The sequence below is a fragment of the Pseudoclavibacter sp. 13-3 genome, from assembly GCF_021168475.1.
Classification (GTDB): domain Bacteria; phylum Actinomycetota; class Actinomycetes; order Actinomycetales; family Microbacteriaceae; genus Pseudoclavibacter_A.
In genome coordinates, this window is the sequence record NZ_JAJOZT010000001.1 from 214,565 (window position 1) to 227,193 (window position 12,629).

The 12,629-nt window shown below is 66.9% G+C and carries 11 protein-coding genes and 1 riboswitch; of the genes, 3 read left to right on the plus strand and 8 right to left on the minus strand.

All coding sequences use genetic code 11. The features are described from left to right. Positions 1-74 precede the first annotated feature (74 nt). Together LRX77_RS01045 and LRX77_RS01050 are read right to left on the minus strand one after the other, a co-directional pair. Positions 75-1,154: an alpha/beta hydrolase gene (locus tag LRX77_RS01045; protein ID WP_231830972.1), complete on the minus strand. Its 1,080-nt coding sequence runs from the start codon at positions 1,152-1,154 to the stop codon at positions 75-77. A 50-nt stretch (positions 1,155-1,204) separates the two neighbouring features. Next, the gene (locus LRX77_RS01050; RefSeq protein ID WP_231830973.1) at positions 1,205-1,978 is read right to left on the minus strand and encodes a LiaF transmembrane domain-containing protein; all 774 of its coding nucleotides are present in this window, start codon (positions 1,976-1,978) and stop codon (positions 1,205-1,207) included. Between the two features lie 215 nt (positions 1,979-2,193). Between LRX77_RS01050 and ilvD the strand changes: the two genes are divergently transcribed. Then, a complete protein-coding gene (gene ilvD, locus LRX77_RS01055; RefSeq protein ID WP_231830974.1) occupies positions 2,194-4,050 on the plus strand; it encodes a dihydroxy-acid dehydratase in 1,857 nt (618 codons plus the stop codon). A 161-nt stretch (positions 4,051-4,211) separates the two neighbouring features. Next, positions 4,212-5,573 (plus strand): NADP-specific glutamate dehydrogenase, encoded by a 1,362-nt coding sequence (gene gdhA, locus LRX77_RS01060; RefSeq protein WP_231830975.1) that lies wholly within the window; start codon positions 4,212-4,214, stop codon positions 5,571-5,573. Positions 5,574-5,648: 75 nt separating this feature from the next. Here gdhA and LRX77_RS01065 read toward each other — a convergent pair whose 3' ends face one another. From LRX77_RS01065 to LRX77_RS01090, 6 genes are all read right to left on the minus strand, one after another. Continuing rightward, entirely contained in the window at positions 5,649-6,707 is a 1,059-nt protein-coding gene (locus tag LRX77_RS01065) for an ABC transporter substrate-binding protein (RefSeq protein ID WP_231830976.1), read from the minus strand. Positions 6,708-6,872: 165 nt separating this feature from the next. Continuing rightward, positions 6,873-7,649 (minus strand): ABC transporter permease, encoded by a 777-nt coding sequence (locus tag LRX77_RS01070; RefSeq protein WP_231830977.1) that lies wholly within the window; start codon positions 7,647-7,649, stop codon positions 6,873-6,875. Next, on the minus strand, positions 7,646-8,440 hold the full coding sequence (locus tag LRX77_RS01075; RefSeq protein ID WP_231830978.1) for an ABC transporter ATP-binding protein: 795 nt from the start codon (positions 8,438-8,440) through the stop codon (positions 7,646-7,648). The genes LRX77_RS01070 and LRX77_RS01075 overlap by 4 nt, the downstream gene beginning before the upstream one ends. Beyond that, positions 8,433-8,529, minus strand: a riboswitch (TPP riboswitch). (Overlaps the previous gene by 8 nt.) Positions 8,530-8,594: 65 nt before the next feature. After that, the gene (locus tag LRX77_RS01080) at positions 8,595-9,227 is read right to left on the minus strand and encodes a LutC/YkgG family protein (RefSeq protein ID WP_231830979.1); all 633 of its coding nucleotides are present in this window, start codon (positions 9,225-9,227) and stop codon (positions 8,595-8,597) included. After that, positions 9,224-10,888 (minus strand): LutB/LldF family L-lactate oxidation iron-sulfur protein, encoded by a 1,665-nt coding sequence (locus tag LRX77_RS01085; RefSeq protein WP_231830980.1) that lies wholly within the window; start codon positions 10,886-10,888, stop codon positions 9,224-9,226. Before LRX77_RS01085 ends, LRX77_RS01080 begins: the two co-directional genes overlap by 4 nt. Beyond that, complete coding sequence (locus LRX77_RS01090) at positions 10,885-11,667, minus strand: (Fe-S)-binding protein (RefSeq protein ID WP_231830981.1); 783 nt, start codon at positions 11,665-11,667, stop codon at positions 10,885-10,887. The genes LRX77_RS01085 and LRX77_RS01090 overlap by 4 nt, the downstream gene beginning before the upstream one ends. Positions 11,668-11,851: 184 nt before the next feature. Between LRX77_RS01090 and LRX77_RS01095 the strand changes: the two genes are divergently transcribed. Beyond that, positions 11,852-12,526 (plus strand): FadR/GntR family transcriptional regulator, encoded by a 675-nt coding sequence (locus tag LRX77_RS01095; RefSeq protein WP_231830982.1) that lies wholly within the window; start codon positions 11,852-11,854, stop codon positions 12,524-12,526. The last annotated feature ends 103 nt before the right edge of the window (positions 12,527-12,629 follow it).

Sequence of the window (12,629 nt, forward strand, 5' to 3'; positions counted from 1 at the left end):
GTGTGGGTGCGAGTGCTGCCCGACGACGCTGTTGGCGACGCTGGGGTGACGCACTCATGTTACTGGCAGCCTCTTCATCGTGCAGCGGCGAGCACCGGCACCCGATCGGCGTCGACGTCGGAACCGCCGTGGTCGCTCACGAACTGCACTGCCGCTCGTGTGGCCGAGATCGCCTCGTGATACTTCGAGAAGAGCACCTGATACTCGTGCGGCAGCGCCGGTTCATGGTCTTCGTCGTAGAACTGCGTGACCACAGGAACACCGAGTTGCTGCAGACGCGCGGCGAACGCCCGCGACTGCGACTCCAGCGGGTCGCCGTTGCCAGCGCTGACGAACGCCGCCGGAAAGCCTGCGGTCACCGAGTCGATGGGAGACCCTTGACGAAGAACCTCAGCGCTCTGCCAGTCGCGCACGCCGCTGTAGGCCCACATCACCGTGTTGAGGAACGAGGCGAACTGCCCGCTCGCTCGTACGGCGGTCACGTCGTACGCACCGCAGAAGAGCACTGCACCCTTGATCTCGCCCTCATGCACCCGGGGCCGCACAGCGAGCCGCGAGGCTTGGTCGGGGCTTGCCACAGCAGCGAGATACGTGCTCACGACCTGCGAGCCGGCGGAGTCGCCTGCGTAGAAGAGTCGGTCGGTCGCGATGCCGAGATCATCGGCGTGGTCGAGCAGATACGTCGTCGCGGCGTCCAACTGCTGCACCGCAGTCGGAAAGCGAGCCTCGGGCGAGAGCGTGTAGTTGATCTGCACCACCGTCGCCCCGCTCGCAGCGAGGATGCGCGAATAGTTCTCGCCCTGCGACTTGTCACCACCGACCCACCCGCCGCCGTGCACCCAGATGATCGTGCTGGCCGGTGCCGTCGCGTCGGCGCGTCGGTACACGTCGAGTCGTTCGTCTGGGCGACCGCTCGACGTGTAGGCGAGATCGGCGTCGCGCGTGACCCCGGTCGGCACGAAGGGGGCCAGAGCCTCGTTGCCCTGCACACCGCCGGCGTTGAACGATGAGCGAATCAGCAGCGCCCCGGGAATCGGGGTGGTCACGAAGCTCAGCGCCATCACGAGCACGAGCGAGAGCAGCACGGCTGTCAGCATGCCGAGGAGCGTCACGAGGCTGCGCAGCGGAGTCGGTCTGACTGCTGAGTCGCTCAAAGCGTCTCGCGAAGGCGTGTGGTGCGCAGGCCGTCTGCGCTCGACGCGCATCAGTTGCGGATCTCGAGACTGCCCAGCATCACCTGACCGCCGATGACGACGACCGGCGCCGTCGCGGCGACCGACGGATCGGCAGCCGAGACGGAGAAGACCGACCGGTCTTCGACACCGCCGAGCAGCGCCGTCGCCTCGACCCGCACCCGGGCGCCATCAGGAATACGGATCTCGAGCCCACCCATGAATGCCAGCACGTCGATGCGCACCTCCGGTGCCAGCACGGCACGAGTCAGGTCAAGGGTCGACGAGCCCAGCACAGCGGTCATCGATGCGCTGCGGAATCCGTGCGCCGTGCTGCGCACCTCAGAGCCGCCCAGCACCGCCGTCACGTTCTGATCGAGGGCTGCGTCGCCGCTGGGAGCACCGAATCGGCCGGCGTCTGCTGCCGACCCAGCCACGCCGGAACAGGAGGCGTGCCCTTGGGCCGAGGCGGCGCTCGGTGCAGCCTTCGGTCGGCGTCGCGTGAGCACGCTGAGCCCCAGTGCGATGACGGCGGCCGGGGCGATGAGCGCCCATGGGCTGAACGGCAGCAGGCCGAAGTTGTCGAGGATGAGTGCGACCCCGACCACCAGCAGTGCCAGCGCCCACCACAGATTCGACCACGAAGACAGCAGCGTCGACACGCCCAGAGCGATCACGGCGATGCCGATGATGAGGCGGAAGACGCTGCCCATCTGGAAGTCGGGAATCACCACGTTGGCGAGCAGCACGAGCCCCACACCAACGATGACGAGGCCGGCGATGATACGGGAGCTCACTGTTCTCATGCCTCGACTCTACTCACCGCGGCCACTCGTCTGGCTTCGAGTCGGTCTCGCGCACCGCAGATCAGCCGGTGGACGACAGGGCCCGCATCGCATCCGCAGAATACGACTCGGCTGCGTCGATTCGCCAGCCCACCGCAGGAAGGCTCCAAACCGAGTCCGTGCAATACAGGCCGACCTCACATGACGTGAGCCGAGAGGCCGAGTAGTGTGGAGTGATGGCCAATCTTCGCTCACGCACCGTCACACACGGCAGAAACATGGCCGGCGCACGCGCTCTTCTGCGCGCCGCCGGCGTCGACGGATCAGATTTCGGCAAGCCGATCATCGCAGTCGCGAACAGCTTCACCGAGTTCGTTCCCGGGCACACCCACCTCGCCCCCGTCGGGCGCGTCGTCTCAGAGGCGATCACCGCTGCCGGCGGCATTCCCCGCGAGTTCAACACCATTGCGGTCGACGACGGCATCGCCATGGGCCACTCGGGCATGCTCTACTCGCTGCCCAGCCGCGACCTGATCGCCGACTCGGTCGAGTACATGGTCAACGCCCACCAGGCCGACGCGCTGGTCTGCATCTCGAACTGCGACAAGATCACCCCCGGCATGCTGCTGGCCGCACTGCGGCTCAACATCCCGGCCGTCTTCGTGTCGGGCGGGCCCATGGAGGGCGGCACCGCGGTACTCGTCGACGGCACCGTGAAGAAGCGCGTCGAGCTCATCTCGGTGATGTCGGGCACGGCCGACCCGAATCTGTCCGACGAGAACCTGCTGCGCCTCGAAGCCAGCGCCTGCCCCACCTGCGGCTCGTGCTCGGGCATGTTCACCGCCAACTCGATGAACTGCCTGACCGAGGCGCTCGGCCTGTCGCTGCCCGGCAACGGCACCACGCTCGCCACCCACACCGCACGCCGCGCGCTCTTCGAGAACGCCGGATCGCTCGCGGTCGAGCTGTGCCACCGGTTCTACGACGAAGACGACGACAGCGTGCTGCCCCGCTCGATCGCGACTCGTGAGGCGTTCCAGAACGCGATGGCCATGGACATCGCGATGGGCGGCTCGACGAACACGATTCTGCACCTGCTCGCCGCGGCGCAGGAGGCCGGCGTCGAGTACACGATGCGCGACATCAACGAGCTGTCGCACCATGTGCCCTGCCTCTGCAAGGTGGCGCCGAACGGCAGCTATCTCGTCGAAGACGTGCACCGCGCAGGCGGGATTCCCGCCATCCTCGGCGAACTGCACCGCGGCGGTCTGCTCAACGAGAACGTGCACTCGGTGCACCACGCGACGCTCGACTCCTACTTGGAAGACTGGGATCTGCGCGGCGGCAAGGCGACCGATGAGGCCTTCGAACTGTTCCATGCGGCTCCGGGCTGCCAGCGCAGCGCTAAGGCGTTCTCGCAGTCCGAACGCTGGGAGACCCTCGACCTCGACGCCGAGAACGGCTGCATCCACGACATCGCCCACGCCTATTCGAAAGACGGCGGCCTGGCCGTGCTCTACGGCAACCTGGCCGAGGACGGCTGCGTGGTGAAGACCGCCGGTGTCGACGAGTCCATTCTGAAGTTCAGCGGTCCGGCCGTCGTGGTCGAGTCGCAGGAAGACGCGGTGAACGTCATCCTGAACAAGCAGGTCACGGCGGGCGACGTCGTCGTCGTGCGCTACGAGGGGCCCAAGGGCGGCCCGGGCATGCAGGAGATGCTGTACCCGACCTCGTTCCTGAAAGGCCGCGGTCTCGGCAAGAAGTGCGCTCTGATCACCGACGGGCGTTTCTCAGGCGGCACCTCGGGTCTGTCGATCGGTCACGTCTCGCCAGAGGCGGCATCCGGCGGTCTGATCGCGCTCGTCGAGAGCGGCGACACGATCACCATCGACATCCCGAATCGCAAGATCGAGCTGAACGTGTCAGATGAGGTGCTCGCCGACCGTCGTGCGGCGCTTGAAGAAGGCAACGGCTACCACCCGAAGGATCGTAAGCGAGAGATCTCGACCGCGCTGAAGGTCTATGGGGCTCTGGCCACCTCTGCCGACAAAGGAGCCGTTCGCGACAAGGCGAAGATCGACGCGATCTACTGATCGCTCGGACAGCCGCGCTCACGATGCGGGTCGGATGATGGAGATTTCATCGTCTGGCCCGCATCGTCTTTTGTAGACTGACCAGGATGCGCACTCTGCCGTGTGCGTCCCCGGTGCGCCCGCCTTCTGGCCGCCGGGCAGCCCCGCAGAGAGGTTCGTGAATGTCGAAAGCAGCTGAGTTCATCGATTCGGTGTACCAGGCCGTGCTCACCCGTAATCCTGGCGAACGCGAGTTCCACCAGGCCGTGCACGAGGTGTTCGAGTCGCTGGAGCCGGTGATCGAGCGCCACCCGGAATACGCCGAGTCGGCGATTCTCGAACGCGTGTGCGAGCCCGAGCGCCAGATCATCTTTCGCGTTCCGTGGACTGACGATCGCAACCACGTGCACATCAACCGGGGGTTCCGTGTGCAGTTCAACAGTGCGCTCGGCCCGTACAAGGGCGGTCTGCGCTTCCACCCCAGCGTGCTGCTCGGCACGGTGAAGTTCCTCGGCTTCGAGCAGATCTTCAAGAACGCGCTCACCGGTCTGCCCATCGGCGGCGGCAAGGGCGGCTCCGACTTCGATCCGAAGGGCAAGAGCGACCGTGAGGTCATGCGCTTCTGCCAGTCGTTCATGACCGAGCTGCAGCGCTACATCGGCGAATACGTCGACGTGCCGGCCGGCGACATCGGTGTCGGCGCCCGAGAGATCGGCTACCTCTTCGGTCAGTACAAGCGGCTGCGCAACAAGTTCGAGTCGGGCGTCATCACCGGCAAGGGCATCGGATGGGGCGGTTCACGCGCCCGCACCGAGGCCACCGGCTACGGAGCGGTCATCTTCGCCCGGGAGATGCTCGAGACTCGCCACGCGGGCTTCGACGGTGCCAAGGTCATCGTCTCGGGTTCGGGCAACGTCGCGCTCTACGCCATTCAGAAGGTGCAGCAGCTCGGCGGCACGGTCGTCGGCGCATCTGACTCGCAGGGCGCCGTCTACGACCCCGACGGCATCGACTTCGAACTGCTGCGCGAGATCAAAGAGGTCGAGCGCGGCCGAGTCCGCGACTACGTCGATCGCCGCGGCGGCCGTGCCGAGTACCGCAACAGCGGTTCTGTGTGGGACATCGCAGACGTCGACGGCATCGATGTGGCGCTCCCCTGCGCCACCCAGAACGAGCTCAACGCCGAGAACGCCGAGACTCTGGTGCGAAACGGTGTGCGGGCGGTGGCCGAGGGCGCGAACATGCCCTGCACACCTGACGCCGTGCGCAGGTTCCAGAAGGCCGGCGTGCTCTTCGGCCCGGGCAAGGCGGCCAACGCCGGCGGAGTCGCCACCTCGGCACTCGAGATGCAGCAGAACGCCTCACGCGACTCGTGGACGTTCGAGTACACCGAGCAGCGTCTCGAGCAGATCATGACCCGTCTGCACCGCTCGGTGCGCCGCACCGCCGAAGAGTACGGCCACCCGGGCGACTACGTTCGCGGTGCGAACATCCACGGCTTTCAGCTGGTCGCCGACGCCATGATCGCCCAGGGCGTCATCTGAGACAGAGCAGGGCTGCGGCGACATCAGCACTCCTGGTGCGATGTCGCCGCAGCCCTGCTCGCTGCCGTCGGTCGATCACCTGCCGGGCAGATAGTCGTTCGTGAGCCCCTGACGGCCGTCGTACTCCTGCTCGAGCAAGCCGTTCTCGTGCATCCATGCGGCGTAGGCCGCCCAGTCGTCTTCGGGCTGGTGGCCGAAGCCGCCGTCGTTCTTCAGCAGCGGCACCGTGCGCTCGATCATCTGGCGCAGCACGTCGGGCTCGTAGGCGCCGTCGGTCGGCTCGGTCAACGCCTCGACAGCGGTGTCGGTGCTCGCCTCGGCCGCCTCTTGGCCCTTGGCCGTGCCTGCCAGGAACTTGCGCACGCGCTCGGCGTAGGCCGAGTCGCTCTGCAGACGCGAACGCTGGGCGATCACGACGAGTTCGTCGTAGTCGGGCAGTCCGAGCTCTGTGTTCGACCACGACGGGAAGCTGCCGTGCTCGGCGAGCTCGACGCCCTCGATGTTCGGGTACGCGCCGATGGTCGCGTCGACCTGATGATCGATCAGCGGCTGGTTCAGCCCCTGCGACAGGTTCACGTACGTGATCGTCGAAGGGTCGACGCCGTGCTTCTTGGCGATGAAGTTCATCGTCGTCTCCTGCGAGGCGAGCCCCGAGGTGCCGACCGTCTTGCCGGCGAGATCCTGGGGTCCGTTGATGCCCGAGCCCTCCCAGGTCATCACCGAGTTGAGACTGGTCGGAACGAGTGCGCCCACCGAGATGACGTCGAGCCCCTCCCCCTCTGCGATCAGCGTGTCGGGCTCGTACGAGATCGCGAGATCGGTCTGACCGAGGCTCACCATCTTGGCGGCGTCTGCCGTGCCGCTCGGCGTGGTGAAGTCGACCTTCACTCCGGCCTGCTCATACGCACCGGTGTGCTGTGCCGTGTAGAGCGACACATGGTCGGGATTCGGCGTCCAGTCGAGCAGCACGCTCACCGGGTCGAGGCTGCCCGAGGCTGCTGAATCCTGCTGCTGGCTCGAGCATCCGCTCAGCGCCAGGCTGAATGCGGCGGCTCCTGCGACGAGCCCCATGGTCATCGATCGGCGGATGCCGGGATGCGTCTGCCTCGGGCGCGTGGTCTGCGAGATGGTCATTGTCTCTCCTTCGTCTTCTCTGTGAGATCGGTTCTGCTGGTCTGGGTGGTCTGCTGGTGCTGGTGCTGGTGGTGTGGGCCGTCTGGATGCTGTGCGCACTGCAGACTGGTTCGGTCTGCCGATCGATCGGCGTGCGTCGTCGCCGCGATGACGGGCGACCGAGGCTCAGCGCAGGCGGTCGCGCTGCCAGCCGCACACCAGGCGTTCGGCGAGCAGTGTCAACAGGTACAAAGCGGCCGTCATGGCGGTGAGCAGCACGACCTCGGCGAAGACGAAGTCGGTGCGCAGTCTGGGGATCGCCTGGATGAGGTGATAGCCCAGACCGTTGCTCGAGCCGGCGTACTCGCCGAAGACCGCGGCCACGGGGGCGAACGTCACCGAGATGCGGAGCCCGGCGAAGCCCTGCGGCAGTGCGAACGGCATCCGCACGCGCCAGAAGAGCCCGCCCGGGCTGGCCCACAGCGTGCGCATCGTGTCGATCAGCCGTGGGTCGACGCCCTGCAGACCGGCCAGCAGGCTGACCGTGACCGGGAAGAAGCAGAGCAGTGCGACGATCACGATCTTCGATGCGATGCCGTAGCCGAGCGCGATTGTGAGAATCGGCGCGAAGACCATGACCGGCACGGTCTGCGTGCCGATCAGCAGGGGTTCAAGCGCGCTGCGCAGCGGCTTCACGGCATACACCGTCACCGAGATGATCGCCGCTGCGATGACGCCGGCGAGCAGGCCGAGCAGGGTCTCGCTGCCGGTCACGACGGTCGCCGACCAGAGCGTACCCCAGTAGCGGCCGAGCGCCACGATGACGTCTTGCGGAGCCGGAATCAGGTACTTGGGCACCCCGAACCAGGCGGTCACGGCCCACCACACGGCCACCACGACCAGGATCGCGACGGTCGGCGGCAGCGTTCGGCGCAGACGACTCTGTTCGCCAGGTGTGCTCATCGTCGCATCGCCCCCTGTGCGGCCAGTGCGGTGAGCAGGCCGGTTCGCGCGGCGGCCAGTTCGACGTCGGCGAGCAGCTCGGTGCGCGAGCGACGATCGCCGAACCAGCCACGACTCTCGTAGGTGACGTTCGCCGGCCGTCCGGCCAGCACGACCACTCGATCGGCCAGCAGCAGTGCCTCGTCCACATCGTGTGTGACCAGCACGAGCGTGGTCTCTCGGTCGCGCAGCCGCTCGCGCAGCCAGGCCTGGCCGTCGGCGCGGGTGATCGCGTCGAGGGCGCCCAGCGGCTCGTCCGCGAGCAGCACGGGTTTGTCGGCAGCGAGGGCCCGCAGCAGAGCGGCGCGCTGCCGCATGCCACCGCTGAGCTCGTGCGGCCGACGGCGCGCGACCGAGTCGAGCCCCCACTGCTCGACCAGCGGGCGAACCTGCTCGCGAGCCTCGGCCTTGGCGACGCCGCGGTTGCGCAGGGGCATCGCGACATTGTCGATCAGAGAGAGCCACGGCAGCAGGGAGTCGCCCTGCGGCATGAGCGCGCAGCTGCGCACCCGTTCGGCCGCGACGGTGTGGCCGAGCACGCGCACCGTGCCGGAATCGGCCGAGAGCAGCCCGGCGATCAGCGACAGGGCCGTGGTCTTGCCGCAGCCCGAACGCCCGATCATGGCGACGTGCTCGCCGGTGCGGATGCTGACGTGCAGCCGGTCGAGCACCGGCGCCGGTGCGCCTTCAGGTGTGTAGACCGCGTCGCTGACGACGATCGCGGCTTCGGATTCGACGCGCGTCGATTCCATCGTGTGACATCCCTCCGCTCGTGTGAACGAGATCAGGTTCAGCGGGTCTCATCTCAGCTCCAGGTCTCGGAGCACCCCGTGTCTTCGTCGAAAGCGTAGCAGACCCCGACCGGCGCGAGGCCGACCGGGGTCTGTGCGTGTTCCGCCTCGACAGCTATTCGGCCGAGACGATCACCACGATCAGAGTGCGCGGGCCGTGCACGCCTTCGACGCGCTGCAGCTCGATGTCTGAAGTGGCCGAGGGGCCGGCGATCATCGTGATCGGCCGCTGGGGCACCAGCCGGCGAATCGCCGCAGGCATGTCGACGACGATCTCGGCGTCCTGCACGACGCACACATGCACGTCGGGCACCAGCGTCAGCGCACGACGGCCCTGCGTGCCGCTGCCGTCCAAGAAGATCGTGCCGCTGATCGAGCAGGCGACCGCCGCCCCGGTGACGATGGCGTCGAGACTGTCGAGCGAGGCGGCCGGAATGGACGGGTCGTCGACCTGCACGTCGCCCGCGTAGTCGCCCAGCCAGGCGCGATCGAGTGCTGGCGGGATGCCGACACGGTTCGCCGACACCGAGGCGAGTGCCGCCGCGACCTCGGTTCCGACGGTGCTCGGCGTGGCGCGTCGCACCTCGGCCTTGTAATCTTCGAGTCGATCGATCAGCAGGTCGATGCGCTCGGCGTCGGGCAGCTCGATCTCGGCGTCGTAGTCGCGCACGACAGGCTCGACCACCGGCGGTGCGATGGTGAGGGCGTCTTTGATTCGATCCAGGATCTCTTCGCGTGCGGTGCTCACTTCGTGCTCCCCTGTGTGCTGCTGTGTTCTTCTCGCCGGTCGTCCGGCGCCTCGGCGACTCCGACGCCCGCGGGCATCGGCCGCCGCTCCCAGTCGGCATCGTGCTGTGCGTCCTGGTTGCCGGCTCGCGTCGCCAGATCGGCCCGCACCGCGCCGGAGCGCTCGCGTTCGACGGCCAGCTCGCGCTGGGCATCCGCCGAATTGAACCATTCGCGAGCCGAGTGCTTCGCCGGCGCCGGGAAGTCACGGGCCTCGGTCCACCCGCCCAGCAGTCCGGGCAGCTTCGTGATCTTCTTGTCAGGGCCGGCCACGATGCGACCGCCGATGCTGGCCGCCTTCTGCGCGGCATGCCAGCGTCTGCCGGTGCTCATGGCCGACGCGACGGTCTTCAGCATCGGCTTCTCGAGCCCGGAGCCGACGGTGTTGACCTTCTGATCGCGCAGCTCGACGAGGATCGACGGGATGTCGATCTTGACCGGGCACACCTCGTAGCAGGCACCGCACAGGCTCGACGCGTAGGGCAGCGAGCTGTTGGGGTCGTGCGAATCCTCCATGCCGGTCAGCAGCGGCGAGAGGATGGCTCCGATCGGCCCCGGATAGGTCGATCCGTAGGCATGACCGCCCGCGTGCTCGTAGACCGGGCACACATTCAGGCAGGCAGAGCAGCGAATGCACTTGAGCGCCTCGCGGCCCATGCCATCGGCGAGGGCGTGCGTGCGACCGTTGTCGAGCAGCACCAGGTGGAACTCCTGGGGGCCGTCACCCGGTGTGACGCCGGTCCACAGCGAGGTGTAGGGGTTCATGCGCTCTCCCGTGGACGAACGCGGGAGCAGCTGCGTGAAGACCTCGAGGTCGGTGAAACGCGGCAGCAGCTTCTCGATGCCCATGACCGTCACCAGCGTGTCTGGCAGGGTCAGGTTCATGCGCCCGTTGCCCTCAGACTCGAAGATCGAGAGGGTGCCGGTCTCGGCGATGCCGAAGTTGGCACCAGAGATCGCGATCTTCGAGGTCAGGAACTTCTCGCGCAGAAAGCGACGACTCGCCTCGGCCAGATGAGCGGGGTTGTCATCGAGATCCGGGTCGACGCCCGGCATCTCTTTGAGGAAGATATCGCGCACCTCGCTGCGATTGCGGTGGATGGCCGGCACCAGGATGTGTGAGGGCTTGTCGTGACCGAGCTGGACGATGAGCTCGGCCAGGTCGGTCTCCTGCGCATGGATGCCGTGCTCTTCGAGGTACTCGTTGAGGCCGATCTCCTGCGTGGCCATCGACTTGATCTTGAGCACCTCCTTCGCACCGTGATCGGAGACGATGCCACGCACGATCTCGTTGGCCTCGGCGGCGTCACGCGCCCAGTGCACGTGGCCGCCGTGTTCCGTCACCTTCTCTTCGAGCTGCTCGAGCAGATCGGGCAGGTTGGCGAGCACCTCGCGCTTGATGCGCGAACCGGCCTCGCGCAGACGCTGCCAGTCGGGCATCTCATCGACGACGTGCTGTCGCTTGTCGCGGATCTTGTGAGTGGCGAAGTTCAGATTGCGGCGCAGCTGCTCGTTGGCGAGCTCGTGCACTGCCGCCTGCTGGAACTTCTCTGTGCCGCGCAGGTTGCCGACCCCCGCCGGGGCGACCGGCGGAACGGCCGGCATGCCGAGAAACGTGGTCATGCGGCCACCTCCTCGCCCAGCAGTGTGATCGAACGATCGGCGTCGGCATGCGTCGACGCCAGGATCTGCGCCAGGTGGATGGTCTTCGTGCCCAGCTGCAGGCGCGACATTGCGCCGCCGATGTTCGTCAGGCACGAGGCGTCACCCGCAGCGCAGTACTCCGCGCCCGTCTCTTCGATGTGTGCGACCTTGTCTTCGACCATTGCGGTGGAGGTCGCCGCGTTCTTCACGGCGAAGGTGCCGCCGAAGCCGCAGCACTCCTTCGCGAAGGGCAGTTCGCGCAGCTCGAGGCCTTCGACGTTCTGCAGCAGTCGGTAGGGCCGTGAGCCGACCTGAATCATGCGCAGCGAGTGGCAGGTGGGGTGATAGGTCACGGTGTGCGGAAAATACGCCCCGACGTCGGTGAGACCGAGTACGTCGACGATGAACTCGGCGAGATCGTACGTCTTGTCGTTGACCGACGAGACCTCGCGGCTCAGCGCCTCGTCACCGAACTTGCCGGCGATCATCGGATGCTGATGTCGCACCGATCCCGTGCACGAGCCGCTCGGCAGCACCACGGCGTCGATCGACGAGTCGCCGAAGACGTCGACGTAGTTCTGCACCAGCGGCAGCGAGTCCTTCTGATACCCGGTGTTGATGTGCATCTGGCCGCAGCAGGTCTGCCCTTCAGGGAACACCGCCTCGTGGCCGAGTCTCGTGATCAGACGAGCCGTCGCCCTGATCACATCTGGATAGAGCGTGTCGACCAGACACGTTCCGAAAATTCCCACTCGCATGGAGTGCCTCCGTTCGCTGCGACTGACAGAATCAGCTGGCGGCCGAGCCCGGGAACAGGCGTCGATGCTGTGGTCTGACCACACTCTCGACGTCCGGGCGCCGCTGGATCCCATGGCACCACTTTCACGGAACTGCGGCAATGTAGGGTATCCTCATCTGGCTATGAGAGCACATGAGACGGTGATGTCCTGGGTCAGAGACCAGCTCGCTGCGGGCACGCTCGCGGTCGGCGACCGACTGCCCGGCGAACGCCAGCTCGCCGAGCATCTCGGCGTCTCTCGCAGCACGGTCAGAGAGGGCCTCCGCATTCTCGAGGCTCTCGGAACCCTCACCTCGGCCACGGGTTCCGGCCCGAACTCGGGCACCATCGTCATCGCCGAGCCGCAGCAGGCCCTCGCCCTTGCGCTCGGCCTGCAGCTCAGCTCGCGCAGTGTGCGATTCGAAGACGTCGTGCACACCCGCCTGCTGCTCGAGACCTGGGTCGCCGCTCATGCCGATCCCGGCTATGCACACTGGGACGTCGCTCAGCGACTGCTTGACCGTATGGCCGATCCCGAGCTTCCCGTCGAACAGTATCTCGCGCTCGACGCCAGCTTTCACGCCGCGCTGGCCTGCGCGACCGACAACCCGCTCATCTCGACGCTCATGGACGGCATGCGCACCGCGATCGCCGACCACACTCTCGACCGGGCCAGACAGCTGCCCGACTGGCCGACCACCGCGCGCACGCTGCACGCCGAGCACACGGGCATCCTCGAGGCCTTTCGTCACGGCGATCACGCGACGGCCACGCGTCTGGTGGCCGAGCACATCACGGGCTACTACCAGCTGACCGAAGCCCACACGAGCGCATCCTGACCCCTGCTGACATACCGACCGTATTTCACGACTTGACGTGGTCTGACCACGCCCGATAATCTCCCCAACGACGCATCTGCGTCAGCAACGTCCGACTTCTCGA